Annotated in this window: 26 protein-coding genes; 13 read left to right on the forward strand and 13 right to left on the reverse strand. The window is 63.1% G+C overall.

Annotation, left to right across the window (positions count from 1 at the left end):
• Nucleotides 1-6 precede the first annotated feature (6 nt).
• Entirely contained in the window at nt 7-921 is a 915-nt protein-coding gene (locus tag GLL_RS18135) for a sulfotransferase family 2 domain-containing protein (protein WP_011143505.1), read from the reverse strand.
• A gap of 179 nt (nt 922-1,100) precedes the next feature.
• On the opposite strand from GLL_RS18135, the gene GLL_RS18140 reads away from it, so the two are divergent.
• Together GLL_RS18140 and GLL_RS18145 are read left to right on the forward strand one after the other, a co-directional pair.
• A complete protein-coding gene (locus GLL_RS18140) occupies nt 1,101-2,387 on the forward strand; it encodes a metal-dependent hydrolase family protein (protein ID WP_164929738.1) in 1,287 nt (428 codons plus the stop codon).
• 10 nt (nt 2,388-2,397) lie between these two features.
• The gene (locus GLL_RS18145) at nt 2,398-3,525 is read left to right on the forward strand and encodes an amidohydrolase family protein (protein ID WP_011143507.1); all 1,128 of its coding nucleotides are present in this window, start codon (nt 2,398-2,400) and stop codon (nt 3,523-3,525) included.
• Here GLL_RS18145 and GLL_RS18150 read toward each other — a convergent pair.
• From GLL_RS18150 to lipA, 7 genes are all read right to left on the reverse strand, one after another.
• Nucleotides 3,481-4,479 (reverse strand): YegS/Rv2252/BmrU family lipid kinase, encoded by a 999-nt coding sequence (locus GLL_RS18150; RefSeq protein ID WP_011143508.1) that lies wholly within the window; start codon nt 4,477-4,479, stop codon nt 3,481-3,483. The genes GLL_RS18145 and GLL_RS18150 overlap by 45 nt on opposite strands.
• 71 nt (nt 4,480-4,550) lie before the next feature.
• On the reverse strand, nt 4,551-5,024 hold the full coding sequence (locus GLL_RS18155; protein ID WP_011143509.1) for a hypothetical protein: 474 nt from the start codon (nt 5,022-5,024) through the stop codon (nt 4,551-4,553).
• 330 nt (nt 5,025-5,354) lie between these two features.
• A protein-coding gene (locus GLL_RS18160) for an ISKra4-like element ISGvi7 family transposase (protein ID WP_164929313.1) occupies nt 5,355-6,436 on the reverse strand; the annotation gives its coding sequence in 2 pieces (ribosomal slippage) (nt 5,355-6,268 and nt 6,268-6,436; 1,083 coding nt in all).
• 66 nt (nt 6,437-6,502) lie between these two features.
• Entirely contained in the window at nt 6,503-6,787 is a 285-nt protein-coding gene (locus tag GLL_RS18165; protein WP_011143512.1) for a HepT-like ribonuclease domain-containing protein, read from the reverse strand.
• Complete coding sequence (locus GLL_RS18170) at nt 6,784-7,092, reverse strand: nucleotidyltransferase family protein (RefSeq protein WP_011143513.1); 309 nt, start codon at nt 7,090-7,092, stop codon at nt 6,784-6,786. Before GLL_RS18170 ends, GLL_RS18165 begins: the two co-directional genes overlap by 4 nt.
• Nucleotides 7,093-7,144: 52 nt before the next feature.
• Nucleotides 7,145-8,074 (reverse strand): NAD(+) kinase, encoded by a 930-nt coding sequence (locus GLL_RS18175; protein WP_011143514.1) that lies wholly within the window; start codon nt 8,072-8,074, stop codon nt 7,145-7,147.
• A 1-nt stretch (nt 8,075) separates the two neighbouring features.
• Nucleotides 8,076-8,936 (reverse strand): lipoyl synthase, encoded by an 861-nt coding sequence (lipA, locus tag GLL_RS18180; protein ID WP_164929314.1) that lies wholly within the window; start codon nt 8,934-8,936, stop codon nt 8,076-8,078.
• 160 nt (nt 8,937-9,096) lie between these two features.
• Between lipA and GLL_RS18185 the strand changes: the two genes are divergently transcribed.
• The gene (locus GLL_RS18185; protein ID WP_011143516.1) at nt 9,097-9,339 is read left to right on the forward strand and encodes a CopG family ribbon-helix-helix protein; all 243 of its coding nucleotides are present in this window, start codon (nt 9,097-9,099) and stop codon (nt 9,337-9,339) included.
• A complete protein-coding gene (locus GLL_RS18190) occupies nt 9,336-9,608 on the forward strand; it encodes a type II toxin-antitoxin system RelE/ParE family toxin (protein ID WP_011143517.1) in 273 nt (90 codons plus the stop codon). The genes GLL_RS18185 and GLL_RS18190 overlap by 4 nt, the downstream gene beginning before the upstream one ends.
• A gap of 357 nt (nt 9,609-9,965) precedes the next feature.
• Here GLL_RS18190 and GLL_RS18195 read toward each other — a convergent pair whose 3' ends face one another.
• Entirely contained in the window at nt 9,966-10,301 is a 336-nt protein-coding gene (locus GLL_RS18195; RefSeq protein ID WP_011143518.1) for a hypothetical protein, read from the reverse strand.
• Between the two features lie 87 nt (nt 10,302-10,388).
• Between GLL_RS18195 and gcvT the strand changes: the two genes are divergently transcribed.
• The 3 genes from gcvT to GLL_RS18210 are packed head-to-tail and all read left to right on the forward strand — an operon-like array spanning nt 10,389 to nt 12,296.
• Nucleotides 10,389-11,492, forward strand: a complete 1,104-nt coding sequence (gene gcvT / locus GLL_RS18200; protein ID WP_011143519.1) for a glycine cleavage system aminomethyltransferase GcvT — start codon at nt 10,389-10,391, stop codon at nt 11,490-11,492.
• 37 nt (nt 11,493-11,529) lie between these two features.
• Complete coding sequence (gene gcvH, locus GLL_RS18205; protein ID WP_011143520.1) at nt 11,530-11,919, forward strand: glycine cleavage system protein GcvH; 390 nt, start codon at nt 11,530-11,532, stop codon at nt 11,917-11,919.
• Between the two features lie 5 nt (nt 11,920-11,924).
• Nucleotides 11,925-12,296 carry a DUF2511 domain-containing protein gene (locus GLL_RS18210; protein WP_011143521.1) on the forward strand — a complete coding sequence of 124 codons (372 nt, stop codon included), beginning with the start codon at nt 11,925-11,927 and terminating at the stop codon, nt 12,294-12,296.
• Nucleotides 12,297-12,305: 9 nt separating this feature from the next.
• Here GLL_RS18210 and GLL_RS18215 read toward each other — a convergent pair whose 3' ends face one another.
• Entirely contained in the window at nt 12,306-12,608 is a 303-nt protein-coding gene (locus GLL_RS18215) for a hypothetical protein (protein ID WP_011143522.1), read from the reverse strand.
• A 580-nt stretch (nt 12,609-13,188) separates the two neighbouring features.
• Between GLL_RS18215 and GLL_RS18220 the strand changes: the two genes are divergently transcribed.
• The 3 genes from GLL_RS18220 to GLL_RS18230 are packed head-to-tail and all read left to right on the forward strand — an operon-like array spanning nt 13,189 to nt 16,947.
• Complete coding sequence (locus GLL_RS18220) at nt 13,189-13,887, forward strand: RibD family protein (RefSeq protein ID WP_011143523.1); 699 nt, start codon at nt 13,189-13,191, stop codon at nt 13,885-13,887.
• Complete coding sequence (locus GLL_RS18225; RefSeq protein WP_011143524.1) at nt 13,878-14,387, forward strand: M48 metallopeptidase family protein; 510 nt, start codon at nt 13,878-13,880, stop codon at nt 14,385-14,387. Before GLL_RS18220 ends, GLL_RS18225 begins: the two co-directional genes overlap by 10 nt.
• Before the next feature lie 40 nt (nt 14,388-14,427).
• Nucleotides 14,428-16,947 carry a TIGR03960 family B12-binding radical SAM protein gene (locus GLL_RS18230; protein WP_011143525.1) on the forward strand — a complete coding sequence of 840 codons (2,520 nt, stop codon included), beginning with the start codon at nt 14,428-14,430 and terminating at the stop codon, nt 16,945-16,947.
• A 2-nt stretch (nt 16,948-16,949) separates the two neighbouring features.
• On the opposite strand, the gene GLL_RS18235 is transcribed toward GLL_RS18230, so the two are convergent.
• The gene (locus tag GLL_RS18235; protein WP_011143526.1) at nt 16,950-17,792 is read right to left on the reverse strand and encodes a UbiA family prenyltransferase; all 843 of its coding nucleotides are present in this window, start codon (nt 17,790-17,792) and stop codon (nt 16,950-16,952) included.
• Nucleotides 17,793-17,830: 38 nt separating this feature from the next.
• Nucleotides 17,831-18,511 (reverse strand): deoxyribose-phosphate aldolase, encoded by a 681-nt coding sequence (gene deoC / locus GLL_RS18240; protein ID WP_011143527.1) that lies wholly within the window; start codon nt 18,509-18,511, stop codon nt 17,831-17,833.
• Nucleotides 18,512-18,602: 91 nt separating this feature from the next.
• On the opposite strand from deoC, the gene GLL_RS18245 reads away from it, so the two are divergent.
• From GLL_RS18245 to GLL_RS18255, 3 genes are read left to right on the forward strand one after another with little or no spacing between them, the layout of a single operon-like run.
• Nucleotides 18,603-18,914, forward strand: a complete 312-nt coding sequence (locus GLL_RS18245) for a hypothetical protein (protein WP_011143528.1) — start codon at nt 18,603-18,605, stop codon at nt 18,912-18,914.
• 37 nt (nt 18,915-18,951) lie between these two features.
• On the forward strand, nt 18,952-19,227 hold the full coding sequence (locus GLL_RS18250) for a YggT family protein (RefSeq protein ID WP_164929315.1): 276 nt from the start codon (nt 18,952-18,954) through the stop codon (nt 19,225-19,227).
• 31 nt (nt 19,228-19,258) lie between these two features.
• On the forward strand, nt 19,259-20,995 hold the full coding sequence (locus GLL_RS18255; RefSeq protein ID WP_011143530.1) for a M61 family metallopeptidase: 1,737 nt from the start codon (nt 19,259-19,261) through the stop codon (nt 20,993-20,995).
• Here GLL_RS18255 and GLL_RS18260 read toward each other — a convergent pair.
• A complete protein-coding gene (locus tag GLL_RS18260) occupies nt 20,992-22,302 on the reverse strand; it encodes a tetratricopeptide repeat protein (RefSeq protein ID WP_011143531.1) in 1,311 nt (436 codons plus the stop codon). The two genes, GLL_RS18255 and GLL_RS18260, sit on opposite strands and share 4 nt — an antisense overlap.
• Nucleotides 22,303-22,459 lie beyond the last annotated feature (157 nt).

The raw sequence follows: 22,459 nt of genomic DNA on the forward strand, positions 1-22,459 counted from the left end.
CGCTTCTTAAGGCCTGTAGACCAGCCGCTCCACACCGAGCAGGGCGACCCAGGCCCGGCTCAGCAAAAAAGCCCGCAACCGGCTGGCCCGCGAACGGTGATGGTAGTTTTTGTAGACGGTGCGACCGTACCAGCGATTGAGAAATTTGTATTGGTTGAGCTGTCTTTCGAAGCGGCCGGCTCGCAGCGTGCGCAGTTGTTGTTCGTACAGAAAAAGGGCGTGGTCGTACAGTTCGAGATCGTACCGGTTTCGGTTGCGGATTTTGGTTTTGATCGGTTCGGGCACCTGCGGGGTACGCGGTCGATTCTTTGTTGTGTTTTCCCGCACATAGAGCGGTAACTTCCAGCCAAAATGTGAACGCATCAATAGCAGCGATTCGTCGAAGTGCTCCAGGAAGCCAACGACTTTGAAGTGTTTTTTCAGGTTGTCCTTGGCGCTCGTCAAGGTCTGCTCGGTGCAGGCCCAGTTGCCGTCCTGGGCATCGGGGGGGCGGCTGCACAGACAGCGCACCTGATAGTTGTCCGTGCCGTCCGACAGGTTGCTGTTCAGATAATCCTCCAGGCTCATCCGCTCACGGACGATCCGCTCGTGAAAAATGTGCTCGGGAGTGTGCAGGATGAAGTAAAAATCCGAGATCACCCGCTCGATCGGATCGCGCAGCATGGTGACGTAGGTGCACGGAACATTCAGCAGTTCGTGCACACCCAAACCCATCGTAAAATGGCCCGAAATCAGCTTGTAATGGCGATTGCCGTTGAGCAGTTGGCGGGCGCGCTGCGCCCCTTCCCCATCGTTGACGGCGGCCAGGTCCAGGCGAAGACTATGTTCCTGACCGTACTGGTCGAGCAACACACTTTCGAGCGTCGTCCCACCGGTTTTGGGGATATGTAGAAAAACCAGGGAGTGTTCAGGCCGGGACATACTCTTTACGCCTTATCGAACTGATGATCCGAAGATCAGTTTAGGATAGTGTCTGACAATTCGCCATCCCCGATCGAGTGGAACCGCTGCCGGAGTGTATAGTGTCCGAAGTTTATGGCCGTGTCCAGGGCGAGGTTCGGGTGCACAGATGGCGATGGCTGGGGGGTCTGGCGGCGGGGATGGGCCTTGCTGTGGCGGTCGGGGCGGCGGAGCCTGCGGCCGAAGCAGTGGTCGCGGTGCGGGCCGGTGCGCTGGTGGATACGGTGGCAGGCCGGGTGCTGAGCGATCAGATCATCCTCATCGAGGGCGAGCGCGTGCGGGCGGTGGGGCCGAGCGGGACGGTGAGTATCCCGGCTGGAGCCCAGAGGATTGACCTCGGCCGCGCCACGGTGCTGCCGGGGCTAATCGAAGCGCACGCGCATCTGACGAGCGACCCGTTTCGGGCCGGCTACCAGGGGCTTGGGGTCTCGGCGATTCGCGAGGCGCTCTACGGGGCGAAGGCGGCGCGCGACACGCTGGAGGCGGGTTTCACCACTGTGCGCAACGTCGGTGCGGGGGCTTACGGCGATGTCGCCCTGCGCGACGCCATCAACGACGGGGACATTCCGGGGCCGCGCCTGCTGGTTTCAGGTCCGGCCTTGGGCATCAAAGGCGGCCACTGCGACAACAATTTGCTCGCCCCCGATTTCAACTACACCGCCGAGGGGGTGGCCGACGGCCCCTGGGCGGCCCGCGCCAAAGTGCGCGAGGTGGTCAAGTACGGGGCGGATGTGATCAAGCTCTGCGCCACCGGTGGGGTGCTCTCCAAGAACACCGACCCGGGCGTGCAGCAGTACACCTTCGAGGAGATGCAGGCCATCGTCGAAGAAGCCCACAAATTGGGCCGCAAAGTCGCCGCCCACGCCCACGGCGCCGAGGGTATCAAGCAGGCTATCCGGGCAGGCGTCGATTCGATCGAGCACGCGAGCCTGATCGATGCGGAGGGCATGCGCCTGGCCCGCCAAAAAGGCACCGCCCTGGTCATGGATATTTATGTCGACGAATTTATTCTTGCCGAAGGCGAGCGGGCGGGCATCCTGCCCGAGTCGCTCGAAAAGGAGCGCAAAGTCGGTCAACTGCAGCGCGACAACTTCCGGCGCGCCCTCGCCGCGGGCGACCGCATCGTCTTTGGCACCGACGCCGGGGTCTATCCCCACGGCACCAACGCCAAACAGTTCGCCTACATGGTCCAGTACGGCATGACGCCGATGCAGGCGATCCAGGCGGCCACGGTGAACGCCGCCGAGTTGTTGGGCTGGCAGGACAAAGTCGGCTCGCTCACCCCGGGCAAGTACGCCGATCTGATCGCCGTGGAGGCCGATCCGCTCAAGGACGTGAGCGCCCTCACCCGGGTCAGTTTTGTAATGAAGGGCGGCCGGGTCGTCAAATCCGCCGCGCCGTCCGCGACGGTCGGGCAGGCGCGCTGAGGGTGGATTCGTGGATCTATGCATCGAGAATCTGCGCACCGCAGCGGGCACCGGTGCGCTCGCGATTGCCGGGATGGAGGTAAGCGACCTCGGCGCGGTGCGCCGCCACCGGCTGCACATAGATGGGGCCGGCTGCTGGCTGGTGCCGGGGCTCATCAACGCCCACGACCACCTGGGCCTCGATCTGTTGCCGCCCCTGGGCGAGCCGCCCTACCCCAACAGCGCCGCCTGGGGCGAAGCCGTCTTCCGTCCGGATCGTTCTCCTCTGCGCGAGGTGCTGCGATTGCGCTACAGCGAGCGGCTCTGGTGGGGCGCCTACCGCAACTTGCTGGCCGGGGTGACCACTGTGCAGCACCACGACCGCGGCCACTGGTGCTTGAGGTACCTGCCGGTGCGCGTCCCCCCCTATCGCTGGCAACACCGCCCCGACAGCCACCTGGGCGGCAGCTACGGCCGGGGCGGGCGGCTGTTTGTGCACGCCGCCGAGGGCACCGACGCCCAAAGCCATGCCGAGATCCGCAGGCTCGACGAACTCGGACTATTGGGGCCTGCCAGTACCGTCATCCACGCGATTGCCCTGGACGAGGCGGATATCGCCCGGCTCGCCGCCACCGGCACCGGCGTGGTGCTCTGCCCGACGAGCAACCGCTTTTTGTACGGCCGCACCGCTCCGGTGCTCGCCCTCAAGGCCGCCGGGGTGCCGCTCGCCATCGGTACCGACTCGACGGCGAGCGGTAGCCCGGATTTGCTCGCCGAACTGCGCGGCGCCAGGGATTGGTTCGGGGAGGCCGAATTGCTGGATCTGGTCACCGCCGCCGCTGCCCGCCTGCTGGGGGTGCCGCAGTTGGGGCGGCTGGTTGCGGGCGCCCCGGCGGATCTGGTGCTGGTCGAGAACCCGCGCGCCCGGACTGTCGCCGAGGCGGTGCTCACCGCCCGTCCCGGGCAGATCCGGCTGGTACTGGTGGGCGGCGAAGCGCGCCTGGTGCGCGCTCCTTTTGAGCGGCTGCGCGGCCGATTGCAACCGGTCGGTGTGGATGGTGAGACGACGTGGCTGGCCGGACCCATCCGCCGGCTGCTCGGCCGCGCCCGGACGCTACTCGGCGAGCAGCTCCACTTCGGCCGCCGATTCGAGGTCTAGGTACTCCACCGCCAGACGCGGTTCGAGCAAATCGTCGACGGGCACGATCACCCGGAGCCCCCCCGGCACGCAGACCACTTCTAGGGGCGTCCGGGCCACCACTTCGCCGTCGATGGCCACCGCCTGGGGCGGATCGGTGACGACGCGCACCCAGGGAGCGAGCAGGTGACCGACGTCGGGGCGGTCGAGTGCCGCGGCGCGCACCGCCGAGGAGAACAGGTCGAAGGCGGCGGCGAGGGCTTCCATGGCGCTGTTGGGGGCGACCACCGTGATGTCGAGCAGGCCGTCGTCGAAGACGCAGGCGCCGCAGCCCTGGGCGAGCACCGAGGTGGGCGGTGCGGCGTTGGCGATCGTGATGGCGGTGGCGGTGGTTTGGATGCGCAGATCCGGCGTTTCGATGGCCACCTGAAACGACTGCATCTCGCCCAACTGCTGCAACCCCGACCAGACGTAGGCGAGGGTGCCGAACCAGTTTTTGGCCTCCCGGCTGGTGCGCGCCACCGCCTCCGCCTCGAAGCCGATACCCGCAAGCAGCACCATCGGCAGCCCGTTGCAGGTGGCCACGTCCACTGCCCGCGTCGCCCCGTCGATAATCGCCTCGCAGGCCAGTTCGAGGGTGAGCGGCAGGCCGAGGGCGTTGGCGAAGGCGTTGGCCGTGCCGCGCGAGATCACCCCGAAGGGGATGCCCGTTCCGACCAGGGCCTCGGCCGCCGCCGAGAGGGTACCGTCGCCCCCCGAGGCGATCACCAACTGCGCACCCCGCTCCATTGCCGCCCGGGCCAGGGCGTTCGCCCCGACCTCGGGGGTGGTAAGGCGAATGTCCAGGTCAAAGACCGGGTCGAGAAACGAGCGAATCAGCCACAGATCGGCCTCCGCGTCGCCCTGGCCGGCCACGGGGTTATAGATCAAGCAGGCTGAGCGCCTGCAGGGGTCGGGAGTGACAGATTCGCGCATACATTGGCGGGGTATTGTGGCCGACGGCGACATCAAGCCCATTGTGACGTGCAAGCCACCCAACCGGGATCTTACTTACAGCCGAAAGCACGCACGGTGTAGCTCTTGCCGATGGAGAGCGCTCCGCCAAATTCGACATTCACCTGGTAAGGCACGATCGTCTTCGATTGGGGTTTGCCGGTGAATTCGAGCGTTTTGCCCTGGCCCAGGGAGATGCCTTTTTGTTCATAGATGTTTTGGGCCTTGTCGTTGGGATACTTCAGAGACGAAACCACGTCGTACTGCCCGTCGCTGTCGGTGGTGATCGTCACCCGGTAGCTTTCGAACTTCTCGGTGCCGGGTACGGCAAAGTCGGTATTCCAGTTGCTCGCGGTGACGCCGAGGGCCGCCGGCGAGATCGATTTTTTGACGCCAGGGCCGCCCTCGGTGCTTCCGACCGGCTGCAAAGCCACGCACTCGGCAGCCAGGGCGATCCCCCCGAAGTTGCCGCTCAAACCAAGCAGCAGGACACCGGACAGGAGTATGCCAGGGGAAAGGGAATGCATAAATCAGTCCTCTCAAACAACGTCGTCGATCCGGGACGGGAAGCACTGCTGCTTCCAGACCCCCACCGACATTCTCCCGCTGTCGGGGCATAACGCCTCTCCACCTGGGGTAGAAACGTGCCAAAAGCTACCACTGCTATGGACAAGAAACGGCACATGGGGTGTTGCTTGACCTACAGTCCGAAAGATCCCTGCCTGAAAGCTACGCGATGAAATCGGCCAGCATCCGCTCAACATTTTGCTTCAAGACGGGCAAATCGTTGGATACAACATCCATAACGATGTCGAAGTCGACTGGGTGCATCTCACTTATTAGATGAGTAGAAATACTCAGTTTGTGAGTAGGCCATTCAAGTAAGCCGTCCGATGGGCCAACACCCGTGGCACATTCTCCACCTTCCACTGAGCACCCGATATTTTCAGCCGCCGGTCTATCTGCTTGACCGCCGACTCCACTGCCCCCGAACCTACCGAACAGACTTGTTCTGCTTGTAAATACCCGTAGTTCACAATCCGTGCTTTGTGCTTGCTCAGGTACTGGCAAAACCTTTTTACCTGCTCCGCCTTCCATCCCTCAAATCGGCCCATCGCCTCCTCCGCCTTTCCTCGCCACAAATCAGACTCCGCGCGCTTCAGTCGATTCAACGACCCGCCCACTTTGTACAGATTCTCCTTCAGGTGATACCAGTCGAGAATCTCCCGCCGACTCTCACAACGGCTGATGCGCTCGACGATGTTCCAGATGCCGTCGTGACCGTCACCGAGGCAAGTGACGGGGAGCGCCAGGTTCTGGCGGTTCACCCACTCCACAAGGCCGTCGTTGTCGCGATACATCGCGGCGGTAGCGATGCCGTGCAGCCGCACCGCCTTGTAGTCGCGCCACTCGCAGGCTTGGCCCGGCTCGGTGCGCAGGCGCACCTTGCCGCCATCGACCGACAATTCCTCGACGAGTTCAGGCTCTTTTGCGACGGGCAACTCAAAATGCTGTCTTTGGACCAGACGTTGCTGCGTGGCATGGCTGACACGAAGACCCGTCAAGGTCTCGATATCCCGCTCGGCGTGCTGGTAGGAGACGTTGGCACTCACAAGCAAGCAACACTTTTCCATGTGCGGACTTAGTCGGGTGCCGGGCTTGAGCTGGAGGATTTGCGCTTGTTTTTGGGTGATTTGGACGGGGCCGATGCCGGTGGTGATGTGGCGGGCATAGCCAGCAACCGTGCCTGTAATTGTCTGGACAAAAAAAGGGCAAGCTGGGGTCCGACGGCTTGGTTGATGTGTTGGCGGACGGCGAGTTCGATGCCTTCGAGAGTGGTCAACTGCTCGGGCGGGGTGTTCTGGTAGAGGATAGCTGCGACAGCATCGAGATGCTCCTTGACGGCCAGTTGCTGTTGTGGCGTGAGGTCCATAGTCATGTGCGGGCAGAGAATACCCGATTTTCGCCCATCAGTGACCGGTGCGTCAGGACAGCCAAAAGGGGACTAAGCATTTATGCTTATCAAATAAGTGAGATGCACCCAGTCGACTTTGAAATATTCGTGCGCGACTTGGTTGCAAAATCCAATGATTTGCGACCAAGGCACATTGTCATAGCGCAATTTTAAGTTCTGCGAAAGTGATCTGGCCGCTTCACCAATAATTTGCAAATGAAACAGCACCCAAACCTGCAACATTTCATCCGTTGCAAATTGTTCAAGATCCATTTTTTCTTCAATTCTTCGGATGGCTTGCGCTATATCCTCCAGTCGAGAGACATCGCTTCTCATAAAGAAATAGCGTCCCGTAGCGCCCGAACGCGCACCTGCGACTTGAGGTTCTTTTCTGTAACGACATCGACTCGGTAGCCCAGGAGGATTTCCAAATCTGCAATCAAACCCATCGGAAACCAGGGTGTACGACGGCTGCGGTCATAGTCAACCAAAAAGTCCACATCGCTTTGGGCGTCTGACTCTCCCCGCGCAACCGAACCAAACACGCGCAGGTTATACGCGCCATGGCGGGCTGCAACCTGGAGGATTTGCTCTCTCCGTCGGCGCAATTCTTCAAGGGAAGGTGCTCTACCGGTATCCATCGCTGCTTGCCGCTGCCTATCACGAGTGTACGCAGGCAAGCTGTGCTGTGCGTCAGGGCAGTTCAACCGAGAGGGGTTTGGCGATGTGCGGCAAGCCCCAGCCGAGCTTCTCGCGCAGCAGCGCAAAAAATTCGGGCGGCTGCAGACGGATTAGCCGGGTGCGGTAGCGGGCGCGGCGGATGCGCACCTGATCGCCCGGCCAGATATAGCAGCCGGAGTTGCCGTCGAGCGAAAGAATCAGGTGCTGGTGGTTGGTGGGGGGATGGACCACCAGCGATTCGGTGTCGGCAAAAACCAGCCCCCGCGCGGCGAGGGAGTGGGGACAGATGGGGATGAGCTGCAGTACCTGCACGTCGGGGGTGATCACCGGTCCCCCGGCGGAGAGGGCGTAGGCGGTGGAGCCGGTGGGGGTGGCGACGATCACCCCGTCAGCGGCGATATCGACGATGTTGTGGCGGCCAATCGCCACTTCGAAGTGGCAGATCCCCGAGAGCGGTTCTTTGTGCAGCACCGCCTCGTTGAGGGCGAGCGCTTCCCAGATGAGCCGCTCGTCGCGAAAGACGCGCACCTCGATCATCGAACGGTCTTCGAGGGCGTACTGGCCGGCGAGCAGCGTATCGATGGCCGGGTGGATTTGATTGAGGTAACCCTCGGTGAGAAAGCCCATGTGGCCAGTGTTGATGGTCAGCAAGGGAATATCGAAGGGGGCCACCTGGCGGGCGGCGGCCAGCACCGTGCCGTCGCCCCCCAGCACGATGGCGAAGGGCATCGCCTCGTCGAAACCCTCGGCCGCGAGCCGGTCGATGGGGGTATGGCAGACGGGGCTGTCCGGGCGAGGGAAACCCAGGATGCCTCCCCAGCCGGTGGTCTGATAGACGCGGTAGCCCGCGTCCTGGAATTTTTCGGTTAATTCCGCCGCCGCCCGGGCGGCGGCCGGTTTGATGTCGTTGAAGATGATCCCGGCTTTGGGGAGGGCCATCATGCTATTCAGGCTCGCCGGCGTGGTAGGAACTGCGCACCAGCGGTCCGGAGCGCACGTGGGCAAAGCCCAAATCGCGGGCGACGGCGCCCAGTTCGGCAAATTCGGCCGGGGTCCAGTACTTGTGCACCGGCAGGTGGTCTTTGGAAGGCTGGAGGTACTGGCCGAGGGTGACCCGGTCGCAACCCACCTTGCGCAGGTCGAGCAACGTCTCGAGCACTTCTTCGCGCGTCTCGCCGTGGCCCAGCATCAGCCCCGACTTGGTGAAGATCTCCGCATCCAGACGCTTGACGGCGGCAAGGACCGCCAGACTGCGCGCGTAGGTGGCGGCGCGGCGGGCGTAGCTTTGCAGGCGCCGCACCGTCTCGATGTTGTGATTAAAGCAAACGGGTCGCGCGGCGACCACGGTGGCGATGCACGCCTCTTCGCCGCGAAAATCCGGGGTGAGTACTTCGATCTCGACCGCGCAGTTGCGCGCGCGAATAGATTCCATCGTGCGCACAAACCAGCCCGCCCCCTGATCCGGCAGGTCGTCGCGGGCCACCGAAGTGAGCACCACGTACTTGAGTCCCAACAGCGCCACCGCCTCGGCGACTTTTTCAGGCTCCTGCGGGTCGAGGGGAAGAGCCTTGCCGCCGGCAACCTGGCAGAAGCCGCAGGCGCGGGTGCACACCGGTCCCATCAACAAAAACGTCGCTGTCTTCTGGGCGTAGCACTCCGCCCGGTTCGGGCAGCGCCCCTCCTCGCAGATGGTGTGCAGCGAGCGCTGCTTGACGATCTTCTCGACCGTCGAGACTTGCGAGGCAGTGCCGATGGTGCGGCGCGCCCACTCGGGCAGGCGGGAGCTGGCAGTCTGGTGGGACATGGCGAGCACGGACGGATCGCCTTTCAGGATAGCTTGACACGCACGAAAGGGTTTCAAGCCCTGTCTTTAAACAAAAAACAGGATCGAATCTGTCCACAACCTCGAAGTCCTAGAATGCAACGTGTTAGTCTGAATACAACGTATTCCAAGAGATCCGCCAATGGCCCGGGAAACAATTACGATCCGGCTCGAAAGCGAGAAAAAAGAGGCATTGGACGAACTTGCCCGCCTGCTCGATCGCGATCGGACCTACCTCATCAACGAAGCCATCGACCGGTATCTCGAAGTGCAGCACTGGCACCTGGAGCATATCGACAAAGCCATTGCCCAAGCGGATAGCGGGGAATTTGCCACAGAAGCGGAAGTAAGCGAAGCATTTGAACGTCTACGCGAACTTCCGTGAAAATTTTTTGGTCAAAGCAGGCGATTAGCGACCTTGCTGCTGTGCGCGATTATCTTGAAGCGCACTACCCCATCGGTGCGAAGATCGTGGTAGCCCGTATCGAGGGGGCGATCGAGCGGCTCGGCGTTTATCCGGCTATGGGGCGCACTGGGCGCCGGGAAGGCACCCGCGAGCTGGTCGTCACCCAAACTCCATTTGTCGTAGTCTACCGACCCCATGAGGGATACATCGAAATTTTGTCGCTCCTCCATGGAGCGCAAGCCTGGTAACGGTTGGAGCGGGCCGGTCGGGCTGAAATCTTATCAACAAATCCGAGCTCCGGGTAACAAGCCGCGATGTTTTTGAACCGCCCGACCGGCCGCACGATTGATTAACCAGACAGTTTCGCAAATATTCTTCCCGTAGCAAGCCAACCGTGTCACCGGGTTGGCACAGCCCTCAAAGCCTGCTGGGGAGAGGGCGTTGCCGTGTTGCAGGTTAATATTTGTTGAAAGCTATTTTCGGAATAGAGGCCGCGTGGTAGCGTCGTAGCTAACGAAGGTGTTGCTTCAGGGCCAGTTCTCTCAACCCCCTACACTGGCCCCTTTTTATTGGCATTTTCACCGACGCATACGCGGGTATCGACCCTACCGCCGCAAGAAGCGTTCCGGCGGTAGGGTCAACACTTTGGAGATGAACTGGATCCAGATGGCCGTGGCCACGGCGCTGCCGACGGCGAAGGCGAATGGGTAGGTGATCGAGCCCGGGACACTGAAGATCAGCGGCAGGCTGCCGATACCGATGGCGGCGGCGACCAGCAGGCCGATATAGGGCAAAAGCAGCAACCGGGCGTCGCGCCTGAACACCGGTTGGGCAAGCAGGCCCAGCAGGGTGCGCCGTAGCGCGAGACCGCAGCTCAAGGAGGCCAAAGCCGCCGCCAAGATCAAAAACAGCGGACCGGGATCGATGGCGGACTCGGGCACAGCGCGGCAGCCTCGCGGCAGTGATAAACAGAAGCCAGTGTACCAGCAGCCGTACTCGCGCCCGCGTCCGCCCGCGTACTAGGATGCATGGTGGCCCGTAGTCTGGGTTTGATGAGCGACCTCAAGCGTACCCCTCTTTGCGCGCAGCACCTGCAACTTGGTGCGCGCCTCGTTCCCTTCGGCGGCTGGGAGATGCCCCTGCAGTACAGCACCCTCACCCGCGAACACCGGGCCGTGCGCACCGCTGTGGGTCTTTTCGACATCTCCCACATGGGCAAGTACACCCTCTCGGGGCCGGACGTGCTGGCCCAGATCCAGAGGCTGGTGCCCTCGGATCTGGCTCGATTGCAACCCGGGCAAGCCCAGTACACCGTCCTGCTCAATGAGCAAGCCGGGATCATCGACGATCTCATTTTTTACTGCCGCAGCCCAGAGCATTGGGTGGTGATCGTCAACGGCGCCACCAACGACAAAGACCGCCGCTGGCTCGCAGAACACCTGCAGGGCGTTCACTTCGACGACCTGACCGGCACCCACACGCTGCTGGCGCTGCAGGGACCGGCGGCGGTCGAGACGCTGCAACCGCTGGTGGACATAGACCTTGCCCGGTTGGGCCGCTTTGAGCACGCCCAGGTCTCGCTGGCGGGCAAACCGGCTTTTCTGGCCAGGACCGGCTATACCGGCGAGGACGGTTTTGAGATCATGAGTCTCGAGCCCGAAGGCATCGCGCTGTGGCAATCCCTCACCGCAGCCGGTGTGCCGCCCTGCGGCCTCGGTGCCCGCGATACCTTGCGCCTCGAGGCGGCGATGCACCTGTACGGCCAGGATATGGACGAATCGACCACGCCGCTCGAGGCGTCCCTGGGTTGGGTGATCGATTGGGACAAGCCCGATTACTTCGGCCGGGAGATTTTGCTGGCCCAAAAGGCCCAGGGCACCGAGCGGCGGCTGGTCGGGCTCACCGTCGAAGGCCGGCAGATTGCCCGCCATGGCTACGGCCTTTTTGACGGTGAGCAGCAGGTGGGGGTTGTCACCAGCGGCACCCTCACCCCGACGGTCGACCGGCCCATTGCGCTTGCCTACGTGGGCAAACCTTTTGCCCCCATCGGTTCTAGGCTCGAAGTCGACATTCGCGGCCGCCGGGCCATGGCCACCGTCGTCAAGCGTCCCTTCTACCGCCGCGCGCTGTAAGATCCCTGTGTGACAAAAATGCAGAGGTAGACGAACCATGGCCCTGGAATACCCGGAGGAACTAAAATATCTCGACTCCCACGAGTACCTGCGCGTCGAGGGAGACACCGTGGTGGTGGGCGTCACGTCCTATGCCGTCGATCAACTCGGCGACATCGTCTTTGTCTCGCTTCCGGAGGAAGGCGATCGCATCAACCGCGGCGACAGCTTCGGTTCGATCGAATCGGTCAAGGCGGTCGAAGAACTGTACGCCCCGCTCTCCGGCACGGTTTTGTCGGTCAACACCGTCGCAGTCGAAGATCCGGCGCTTATCGGTAGCGATCCCTATGGCGACGGTTGGCTCATCAAGGTCCGTCTCGCCGACCCTGCCGACGAGTTGGGCGAAACGATGACTGCCGAGGAATACCGCGAGCGCGTCGAAGGCTGAGCAAAATGCTGCGCACATCGTACAGTTGCAAGAAACGCTCGATCCTGGTCGCCTCGACCTTGCTGCTTGTGGCGGGCTGCGGCAACAGCCCAAAGCTGGAGGGCCGGGTGAACAAAGTCACGGCCTTGAAGGCCGATTTTGGAGCAGCCTGGCCCTTCACCATCGCCGAAGGGGAACTGGCTTGCGTGAACGGCACGCAGTTGGTCTTTGTCGCGAACGGCCACGTCTACGCCCTCAATGAGGTCGCCGCCAGACGCTACGAGCCCATCGACGCCATTCACGCCCCAGATCCGGATCCCCAGAAGCGGCAGCAAGGGATTAAGCTGCCGCTCGCACCGTTTTTGGAGAAGGGTCGTCAACTATGCACACAGCGCTGAATCTGTGTCTCAAGTTTGTCTGCCCAGCGCGTTGCGCAGCATCTTGACGTCTTCGCCCGCCACCCGCGTGGCGGCCGACTCTCGGCGCACCCAACGGTCGGCGCGCACGTAGCGAAATTCAGAAGTGATCAGATCCTCGCAGTAGGCGGTGGTGACCTGGCGGGCGCAATCGGCGTACACCCCTTCAAGCCGCTCGGTGCTGAGTTGGGAGGCCCGCTGGACTTGCGCCGGCAACTCGTAGTCGGTGGCAAAGGCCCCCTGGGTGCCCACAATCAGCAAAACCGCTGCGAAAGAATAAATAAATTGCTTCATGATTCCAGGCCGCAATCGACCCTTTCTTTACAACGCTTACCTACAGTTAAGTAGATTGGAGCGCTTTTGCCATGGCCCCTGGGGCATAGGCTGAGAGAGGGAAATACAGACCCGTCTTATCCGGAAATGGAGCCACCGAAAAGATAGCGGGGTGGGTCGGCCGCTCGCAAAGCTCAGTCCTGCGATACACTCGCGGATCGCCCGGGGCGGGCGATACTACGGGGAGTTCTCCTTATATACTCATCCCCGCCCCAGCCTCGGCTGGGGTTTGTTTATGTGCGCCGCCAAGAACCACCGGGAGGCCGGTGGACGGCCAGGCCGAGTCAGGCCTAGCAGCCCGATGCGTTGAGGGTAATTTTTTGGCGCACCGCCTCCCAGGCTGCGGCATCGGCGCGGGCCTTGTCGCCCGATGCCTCGCACTCGGCATTGTCGATAAAGTAGAAAACTTATTCGGCGCGCGAATCTGCCCGGCGGCTGACCCAACCGCGCAATCCATTCACTGTGCACCCAAATGCGGTAAAGTCCCTAACTGCGGACGTGGTGTGTGCCTGCTACAGTAGGGGTCGCCGCTCACTTTATAATGGTCGACTCGACCGTGGCCACCTCGACCACCATCGTCCTCGGCATGAGCGCCGACGGCAAAATCGCTCCGGCCGACCCCCTCGCCCCGAGGCGCTCGGACCCGGTCGACCACGCCCATCTCGAATATCAAACGTCTCTAGCGGATTTGATCCTCATCGGCGCAGGCACCATCCGCATCGAGGGGCAAACCTATACCGTGAGCGACCCACAGTGGATTGCTGCCCGCCAGGCGCGCGGCCAGCCGCCGCAGCCCATCACCTGTGTGGTCAGCCGCTCGCTCGATCTGCCGCCGGATCTGCCGTTTTTTGCGCAGCCCATCGAGCGCTGGATCTTGACGACTGAGCAGGCCGTAGCCCGCAGCCCGCACCCGCGCCTTGCCGAACTGGCGACCCTGGTGGCGGCGGGTGAGAACGAACTCGATTGGGAGCGCGCCTACGCCTTTTTTGCCGAGCGGGGTATTGGGCGGGTGGCGGCCCTGGGCGGCGGCGATCTGGTCGCAGCGCTGCTTGCGGCGGGACGCATCGATGATCTGTGGCTCACGGTCTGGCCGGTTATCTTCGGCGGGCGCGAGGCCACCACACCCGTCGAAGGCGCCGGTTTTGAACCGCTCAAGGCTCCGGCCCTCGAACTGGTTGAATTGCGCCAGACGGCCGGTGACTTGTTTTTGCACTACCGGGTGATCAAGCCATGCAGGTAAAAATCATCCGCAGCCACCGGCGCACCCGCAGCGTCAGCGCCCGGGCCGAGGGGGACGTGTTTGTCGTGCGCGCCCCCGTCCAGATGGACGACGCCGAGTTGCAGCGGATCGTCGAGCGCCTCAAAAGCCGCTGGCTGAAGCGCGCCCACTGCCCACTGCTCGACGACGACGAACTGGAGCGCCGCGCCCGCCAACTCAACCGCCACTATTTCGAAGGGTGTCTGGAGTGGCAATCGATTCGCTGGGTGACCAATCAGGAGGCGCGCTGGGGCAGTTGCACCCCGACTTTGGGCACCATTCGCCTCTCCCACCGCCTCGCAGCCCTGCCGGCTTTTGTGCGCGACTACGTGCTGGTGCACGAGCTGGCGCATCTGGTCGAACCCAACCACGGTCCGCGCTTCTGGGCGCTGGTCAACCGCTTCGAAAAAGCCGAGCGCGCCCGCGGCTACCTGATGGCCCTGGGGCTGGGAGACATCGATCCGGCGGAACCCGAAGCCTGAGGGACTTAAAATAGCGGGTGTCGCACCCAACGTGTGCCCTATGCCGCCCATCGCCCTCGACCAGATTCTCAGTGCCGATATCCAGACGCCTGCCCGCTACCTGGGCAACGAACTGGGCGCTTTTCACAAAGATTGGGAAGCCGCAAGCGTGCGCTGGGTGCTTACCTATCCGGAGATCTACGAAGTCGGGGCTTCCAACCTCGGGCACATCATTCTCTACAACATCCTGAACACTCAGCCCCGGCAGCTTTGTGACCGCACCTACCTACCGGGGACGGATCTGGCCGCTCGGTTGCGCGAGACCGGCACACCGTTATTTGCGGTCGAGTCGCGCTGCGCTCTGGCGGAATTTGACCTGGTGGGCTTTTCGCTTGCCTACGAACTGGGGGTGACCAACGCCCTGGAGATGCTCGCCCTGGCGGGCCTGCCCCTGCGCGCCGGAGATCGTGACCACACCCATCCCCTTATCTTCGCGGGCGGACCGACCGCCAGTTCCAACCCGGAGCCCTATACCGACTTTTTCGACTTTTTTGTCTTCGGCGACGGCGAAGAAGTTCTGCCTGAAATCGGCCTGGTGATCGAGGAGGGCAAAGCGGCGGGCCTCGGCCGTGGGGCGCAGCTGTTGGATCTGGCCCAGGTGCCGGGGGTCTACGTGCCTTGTTTCTACGCGCCGGCAGCGGGGGTGCCCACCCCGACGGCCGATGTGCCCGCGCGGGTGGTGCGCCGTGTGGCCACCCCGATGCCCAAATATTCGGTGGGGTTGGTCCCCCTGATCGAGACGGTCCACGACCGGCTCGCCATCGAAGTGCGCCGCGGCTGCACCCGCGGCTGTCGGTTCTGTCAGCCCGGCATGCTCACCCGCCCGGCCCGCGATGTCGCCCCGGAGGCGGTGGTCGAGGGCATCGTCGCGGGACTCAAGGCCACCGGCTACAACGAATTTTCGCTCCTGTCGCTGAGCTGCTCCGACTACCTGTCGCTGCCGGCGGTGGGTGCCCGGCTGCAAAATACCCTGCGCGACGATCTCGTTTCGCTGTCGCTGCCTTCGCAGCGGGTCGACCGCTTCGACGAGCAACTGGCGGGGATCATCGGCGGGGCGCGCAAGCCGGGGCTCACCTTCGCTCCCGAGGCCGGCACCCAGCGCCTGCGCGATGTGATCAACAAAGGCCTCACCAACGCAGATCTGCTGCGGGGGGTGAAGACCGCCTACGAGCAGGGCTGGGATCTGGTGAAGCTCTACTTTATGATTGGGCTGCCCACCGAGACCGACCAGGACGTGCTCGGGATCGCCGAAACGATCGGCTGGCTGCAGCGCGAGTGCCGCCTGCCCAACCGCCGCCGCCTGGAGGTGAACGTCACCCTTTCCAACTTCACCCCGAAGCCGTTTACACCTTTCCAGTGGCACTCGGTCACCGCCGAGGAGCTGCGCCACAAACAGGCGCTGTTGCAGGCGGCCTTGCGCCGGCTCAAAGGGGTCAAGGCCAACTTCACCGACATCCGCGTCTCGGCGCTCGAGGACGTGCTCACCCGCGCCGGCCGCGACATGAACAGTGCTATCCACCGCGCCTGGGAACTGGGTGTGGCTCGCCACGATCCCTGGTTTGCCCCGGATGCCTTTTTTGGCATCTGGGATCGGGTGCTGGCGGAATTCGGCTACAGCTGGGATGTGGTGGGACCACCCGTCGAAGCGCCGCTGCCGTGGGATTTTATCGATACCGGCATCGACAAGCGCTGGCTGGCGGAGGACTATCGGCGGGCCTTAGAAGAGGCGGTTGTGCCCGACTGCTCCTTCGATTCGTGCTCCCACTGCGGGGTGTGCGGCGAAGATTTCGGCACCAACGTGGTTATCGCCCCACCCCCGGTACCCGGGCGGGTCGCCTCCGTCACCCCGCCACCCCCGGCCGCCCAGCGATTGCGGGTGGTCTTCGCCAAATTGGCAGAATCGCGCTTTATCGGTCATCTCGACCTGCAGCGGCTCTGGGAGCGGGCCTGCCGCCGCGGCGAGATCGCCCTGGCCCACTCTGGCGGTTTCCACCCGCTGCCGCGCATCGTGGCGGCCACCGCCCTGGCCCTCGGGGCTGAAAGCAGCGGCGAAATCGTCGATTTTGAATTGGTCGCTCCCCTCGAGCCCGAGGAATTTCGGGCACGGCTACAGGCCCAATTGCCCGCAGGCGTCGAGATGGTGAGCGTCGAGTCCGTTCCCCTCAAAAGCCCCGCCGCCGCCACTGAGCTGGTAGCGGCCGAATATCGCCTGCTGGTGCACACCCCCGCCCCGGCGGACTGGGTGGAGGTCGTGGCGGCGATCAACGCCGGCGAGCAACTCCCGGTCGAGCGCACCAGCAAAAAATCGGGCAACCGCTATACCATCGACGCCCGTCTATGGCTGTTTGAACTGGAACTGGCGGCCGTGCGGCCGGAGGCCATCGAGATCCGCTACGTGGGGGCCTGCCGCAACGACGGCACGGTCTTGCGCCCCGACGACGTCGTTCAACTGCTCCAGCGTTCAAGCGGCCTGGAACTGGCGCTGACCCGTATCCACCGCCTCGGTTTGCGTTTGGGCTGAAATCACCCCAGCCAGAACACCGCCAGCCAGGTGGGCACGCCGATGCCTTCGATGAGCCAGCGAAAGAGCCGATCGTCTTCTACGCGGTAGCTGAGTGCCAAAAGGGCAATATAAAGTCCGAGCAGTCCCAGACCCGGCTGCTCCAGCAGCACCGCACAAAGCCCCACCAGGCTCCCCGAGATCGCCGAGAAGAGTCGGGCGGGACCGTCGCCCAACAGTACAGGCAGGGTGAGCGTACCCGCGATACGGTCCCCCCGCAGGTCGCGCAAATCGTTGAGGTTGACCAGGGCAGCCGCGGCAAAGAAAATGAGGCTTCCCACCAGTGCCGCGCGCCCGTTCCAGGCAGTACCGGCCGCTGCCGCCGGTACTGCGACGGTGAGCACCGCCCACAGGAGGGCGACATACGGAACTTTAGTGACCGGCAGTTGGCGCACCGCCCGACCTCCCGGCAGCACACGGCTGCTGTACACCAGGGCAAAACCGATTCCCGCCCCGATCGGCGCCAGGGCCATCGGCCGCAAACACAGCAGCATCGCGGCCACCAGGGCGGCGCCGCCAGTAAAGCGTGCGAGCGATTTTCGGTGGCGGTCCACCCAGCGGGTGCGTTCGGCAGTGTTGCTGCGATCGGCGGGGCTGTCGGCGTCCGCCAGCCGGTCGCGGTTGTAGGTCACCAGCGTCAGGGCAAAGACAAGCGCCAGCACAGCCGGGTCTTGGGGAATATTCAGCAGCTTCTGGGTGCAGGCGCTCCAGAGCACGGCCGTGAGCGCCAGTACGACATTCGGGTAGAGCAGCCAGCGCTCCAGGATGCCGACCACCCCGCCAAGCGGCGCCAAAAACCGTTTCACCCCCAGCCTCTATCTCGAGCGTCTTCTTCGAGGGTACGTCACGCCGTCTTACCAAGGGCGTGCTGTTCGCGCAGGATCTCGACCCCCCGACCGGTGCCCAGGCGGTTTGCCCCGGCAGCCAGCAGTTCGAGGGCCTGGTTCAGGGTGTGGATACCGCCCGCCACTTTGATCCCCAACTGGTTGCGCAGAATGCGCCGCAGACCCAAAATATCTTCGGGCCGCACCGGACCCGACCAACCGGCGGAGGTCTTCAGGGCAGTGACTCCGACATCGAGACACACCTCGGCGACGTGCCGGCGCTCGGTTGCATCCAGCAAGTTCAACTCCAGAATCGCCCGCACCTCACAGCCGACCGCATCGACGATCTGACCGAGTTCTTCGTAGATGGCGTTGTAGTGGCCGGATTTGATCGCCCCCAGGTTGACCATCACCTCCAGGCCCGTCACCCCCCTCGCCGCCGCCTCCTGCGCTTCGAAAAGCTTGCAGGGGGCGGTGGCCAGTCCCAGCGGAAAACCGACGACCGTGAAGACCTGGGGTTTTTGCTTGTGCAGCAATTCGACGGCCAAAGGCGCGTACACCGGTGCTACGCAGACTGCGGCAAAGCGGTACCGCTGCGCCTCCCAACACATCTGGCGAACATCGTCTGCGGTGGCGGTCGGTTTGAGGCAAGTCTGCTCGATAAATCCGGCCAGTTCGATTTCGGGATGGCTGCTAATCATCGTTCGCGGTCCAAATTTCTCCACAGAATACCCCCAGTTTCTCCGAATGGTACACAGCGCTATTCTGTAGACAGCTATCAAAGGTGCGGCGATGGCGCAAAACCCAAGAGACGACCAGGACGCCTTTCTGGACGGATTGGTGGTAGGAGCGGTGATCGGTTCGGTGGTGGGGGGGCTGGTCGCCAGCCTGGTCGCCCCGCGCCTGCGGCGCAACGCCGAAATCGAAGCGCCCCATCGCTCCCCCGAACCGCCCGTCTCCCCAGGGGTCGATCCAGGCACACTCGAAGACGCCCGGCGCGTGCTCGACGAAAAAATTGCCGAACTCAACCAGGCTATTGAGCAGACCCGCAGCCGTCTGTGGTCGAGCACCCAGCCGTCCCCTCCCCCAGAGATGCCATCGTGAACTACCCTGGAATAAGAAACATACGGTGACAGTGGAGATGATCGCTCAGACTTTGGCCCCGGCGCTCAGCAACTTCATCCAGATCTACGTGGTTCTCCTGTTTGTGCGGGTTCTGCTTAGCTGGTTTCCCAATATCGATTGGTCGAGCAATCCCTGGGCTATCCTCAGCCAGCTGACCGATCCCTACCTCAACCTTTTTCGCTCGATCATCCCGCCCTTGGGCGGCATCGACCTCTCGCCCATCCTGGCGTTTCTGGCGCTGCAGGTCGTAGGCGGTCTGCTGGTGAGCGGTCTGGCGAGCTTGCCGGTCTAGAATAGTCGCGCATCCGCACCGAGGGGCGCCTATGGCTGCTGCGATCCGCTACCGGGTGAGCATGGAAAAAGCCCATGCCCACCTTTTTGATGTCGAGATGACGATCGAGGGCTGGAGCGATTCGGCCCTGACCCTCAAGCTGCCGGTCTGGACGCCGGGATCGTACCTGGTGCGCGAGTACAGCCGCCACCTGCAGGATTTCGAGGCCGTGGGCGCCACCGGACCGCTGCGGTGGCAGAAACTGGCCAAGCAGACCTGGCGGATGGAAGTGCCCGCAGACGGGCAGGTGCAGGTACGCTACCGCGTCTACGCCAACGAACTGACCGTGCGCACCAGCCACCTGGATATCACCCACGCCTTCTTCAACGGGGCCTGCCTTTTTTTCTATGTGCCGGGTTGCGAATCGTCCCCGTGCGAAGTGAGCGTGGCGCCGCTCAACCCAGACTGGCGCGTCAGCACCGCCCTTGCCGCTGTGCCGGGCCGGCAGAACACCTTCCAGGCGGCCAGTTATGACGAACTGGTGGACAGTCCCTTCGAGGTGGGCACCCACCGCATCGTCCCTTTTACCGTCCAAGGCAAACCCCACACCCTGGCTGTCTGGGGCAAGAGCAACCTCGATTACAACCGCTTCCTGCCGGATCTGGAGAGCCTCATCACCACCGAGGCAAAACTCTTCGGCAGCCTCCCCTACGAGCACTATTTGTTTCTGGTGCACTTTGCCGACGGCTACGGCGGTTTGGAGCACCGCAATTCGACGACGCTGCTCTACCCACGCTTCGAGCTAAGGGGTGACGAAAAGTATTTCAAGTTTTTGAATCTGGTCGCCCACGAATTTTTCCACCTCTGGAACGTCAAGCGCATCCGGCCTTCGACCCTCGATCGCTTCGACTACGCCCACGAAAATTACACCCGTTCGTTGTGGTTCATGGAAGGAGCCACCAGCTACTATGACGAGCTGATCCCACTGCGTGCCGGTATCTATGACGCCACCCACTACCTCAAGCAACTGGGAACCCATATCACCCGCCTGCTCACCACCCCCGGCCGCGCGGTCCAATCGCTGGCCGAATCGAGCTTCGACACCTGGATCAAGCTCTACCGGCCCAACGAGAACTCTCTGAATTCCCAGGTGTCCTACTACCTTAAAGGGCAACTGGTCTGCCTGCTGCTCGATCTCGAAATTCGTCTGCGCACCGACGGCGAACGCTCCCTCGACGACGCGATGCGCCATCTCTGGCAGCGCTACGGTGCGGTGGACACCAGTTTCCCAGAGGCAGAACTCGAACCTATCATCGAGCGGGCGGTGGGCCTGGATCTAAAACTCTTTTTTGATCACGCCCTACGTTCGACCGGCGAACTGGACTTCGAGGGCCACTTCGGTCCCTTCGGCCTCCAGCTGGTGCCGACCGGCACCGACGGTGCGCCGCCCTATCTGGGATTGCGCACCCAGGAGCAAAACGGCCGCACCACGGTCCAGAACGTCGAAGCAGGCTCTCCCGCCCAACTGGCCGGTATGGCAACCGGCGACGAGTTGGTGGCCCTGGCAGGTTGGAAGGTGACCCACGGCACGCTCAAGGACCGTCTAGCCGACTGGCGGCCTGGGGACCGCCTCGAAGTGACATACTTTCGCCGCGAGGAGTTGCGCACCACCACCGCTCGCCTCACCGAGGCGCGTCCCGCCGCCTACACCGTCGAGCGGCGCGCCGAGGCGACCGCCCAAGAGCGCGACCGCCTCATAGCCTGGCTTGGGGAGAGAGGCCCCGCCTAGCCTATCGCCGCGGCGATTTTTTTGAGTTCCGCCTGCAGCTTCTGGACCTGGGCGGTGTTGCCCTGGCCGGAGTAGAGGTCGATTGCCTTTTTGAGATCGGCGATTGCTTTGTCCTTTTCGCCCCGAACGGCGAGTGCCAGAGCGCGCAAACGGAAGGCCGCAGGGGACGGCTGCAACGCGATGGCCCGCTCGTAATCGGCAAGGGCTTGACCGCTGTCGCGCAGGCGCAGGTGCAACTGGCCGCGGGTGAGGTAGGCGGCCGCTTCCCGGGGGTTCAAATCGACCTCGCGGTTGAGATCTTCGAGGGCACCTTTGAGATCACCCATCGCAAAGCGGGCGAAGCCCCGGTAGTGATAGCCGTTGCCCCGCGGGTCGAGGCGGATCGCCACGTCGTAGTCTTCGATCGCCCCCGGGCGATCTCCCAGGAAAAATCGCAACTCGCCGCGCCCGATGTGCACATCGGCGTTCGGCCCCAGGGCAAGGGCGGCGTCGAAATCGGCGAGCGCTCCTTTTTTGTCCCCGGCGGCCCGGCGGGCGTTGGCGCGGGCAACCCACGCCGAGCGCTCCTTGGAAGCGACCGCCACCGCCCGATCGGCGTCGGCGAGAGCTCCCGGCTTGTCGCCAGCAAACAAACGCACCTCGACGCGCTCGATGAGGGCGTGCAGGTGGCTGGGCTCAAGGCGCAAGACCTCGGCGTAGTCGGCCAGGGCCAACTGCACCTTGCCGCTCTGGCGGTAGAGCTTGGCGCGGTTCTGATAGCCGGCCGGGTCGCTGGGATCCAGGCGGATCATCTGGGTGTAATCGGCAATCGCCCCTGCGATGTCCCCCAGGGAGCGGCGCACACCCGCCCGGTTTTCGTAAGCCGAGGCGTCCTTCGGATCGAGGTGGATGAGCACGGTGTAATCGTCCGCGGCGGCCTCTAGCTTGCCCACCTCCACGTGCAGATCGCCGCGGCTGTCGTAGGCGAAACGGTTGTCGGGCTCCAGCCGGATGGCTTCGGTGTAATCGGCCGCCGCTCCTTCGAGATCCCCCAGGTCGTGGCGCACACCCGCCCGGGCCAGATAGGCCGATGCGCGGGTCGGATCGCGGCGAATGGCTTCACCGTAGAATTCGGCGGCACCGCGCAGATCGCCCGCCGCGTAGCGCTGCTGGCCATCCTGAAACGCTTGAAAGAAGCTGCCCGGGCGAATGTCCGCCAGAAGCAAAGCAGGGGCGGGTGAAGGCTCCGCATGCACAGCAGCCGACACCGACACCAGCAGTAGCAGGGCTGTACCGAGACCGAGAGAATGGCGAGTCGAGAGCATCATTGTATTAAAAACGGTGAACGACAGACGGCAAGGATGTAAAGCAATCGAAACAATCAAATGATTGAATACTCACACAATAAATTGCGGTTGTTTTGAGGTCTTGTATCTCAAGGCACATATAGAGAGAATTCCATTCTTGAGGCGTTTGCCCGCCCGT

It is taken from the genome of Gloeobacter violaceus PCC 7421, from assembly GCF_000011385.1.
GTDB classification, from domain to species: Bacteria; Cyanobacteriota; Cyanobacteriia; order Gloeobacterales; family Gloeobacteraceae; genus Gloeobacter; species Gloeobacter violaceus.

Coding starts and splice junctions, on each gene's coding strand:
- GLL_RS18135 (WP_011143505.1), bottom strand. CDS start 921: ATGTCCCGGCCTGAACACTCCCTGGTTTTTCTACATATCCCCAAAACC.
- GLL_RS18140 (WP_164929738.1), top strand. CDS start 1,101: ATGGGCCTTGCTGTGGCGGTCGGGGCGGCGGAGCCTGCGGCCGAAGCA.
- GLL_RS18150 (WP_011143508.1), bottom strand. CDS start 4,479: ATGCGCGAATCTGTCACTCCCGACCCCTGCAGGCGCTCAGCCTGCTTG.
- GLL_RS18155 (WP_011143509.1), bottom strand. CDS start 5,024: ATGCATTCCCTTTCCCCTGGCATACTCCTGTCCGGTGTCCTGCTGCTT.
- GLL_RS18165 (WP_011143512.1), bottom strand. CDS start 6,787: ATGAGAAGCGATGTCTCTCGACTGGAGGATATAGCGCAAGCCATCCGA.
- GLL_RS18170 (WP_011143513.1), bottom strand. CDS start 7,092: ATGGATACCGGTAGAGCACCTTCCCTTGAAGAATTGCGCCGACGGAGA.
- GLL_RS18175 (WP_011143514.1), bottom strand. CDS start 8,074: ATGATGGCCCTCCCCAAAGCCGGGATCATCTTCAACGACATCAAACCG.
- lipA (WP_164929314.1), bottom strand. CDS start 8,936: ATGTCCCACCAGACTGCCAGCTCCCGCCTGCCCGAGTGGGCGCGCCGC.
- GLL_RS18185 (WP_011143516.1), top strand. CDS start 9,097: ATGGCCCGGGAAACAATTACGATCCGGCTCGAAAGCGAGAAAAAAGAG.
- gcvT (WP_011143519.1), top strand. CDS start 10,389: ATGGTGGCCCGTAGTCTGGGTTTGATGAGCGACCTCAAGCGTACCCCT.
- gcvH (WP_011143520.1), top strand. CDS start 11,530: ATGGCCCTGGAATACCCGGAGGAACTAAAATATCTCGACTCCCACGAG.
- GLL_RS18210 (WP_011143521.1), top strand. CDS start 11,925: ATGCTGCGCACATCGTACAGTTGCAAGAAACGCTCGATCCTGGTCGCC.
- GLL_RS18215 (WP_011143522.1), bottom strand. CDS start 12,608: ATGAAGCAATTTATTTATTCTTTCGCAGCGGTTTTGCTGATTGTGGGC.
- GLL_RS18220 (WP_011143523.1), top strand. CDS start 13,189: ATGGTCGACTCGACCGTGGCCACCTCGACCACCATCGTCCTCGGCATG.
- GLL_RS18225 (WP_011143524.1), top strand. CDS start 13,878: ATGCAGGTAAAAATCATCCGCAGCCACCGGCGCACCCGCAGCGTCAGC.
- GLL_RS18230 (WP_011143525.1), top strand. CDS start 14,428: ATGCCGCCCATCGCCCTCGACCAGATTCTCAGTGCCGATATCCAGACG.
- deoC (WP_011143527.1), bottom strand. CDS start 18,511: ATGATTAGCAGCCATCCCGAAATCGAACTGGCCGGATTTATCGAGCAG.
- GLL_RS18245 (WP_011143528.1), top strand. CDS start 18,603: ATGGCGCAAAACCCAAGAGACGACCAGGACGCCTTTCTGGACGGATTG.
- GLL_RS18250 (WP_164929315.1), top strand. CDS start 18,952: ATGATCGCTCAGACTTTGGCCCCGGCGCTCAGCAACTTCATCCAGATC.
- GLL_RS18255 (WP_011143530.1), top strand. CDS start 19,259: ATGGCTGCTGCGATCCGCTACCGGGTGAGCATGGAAAAAGCCCATGCC.
- GLL_RS18260 (WP_011143531.1), bottom strand. CDS start 22,302: ATGATGCTCTCGACTCGCCATTCTCTCGGTCTCGGTACAGCCCTGCTA.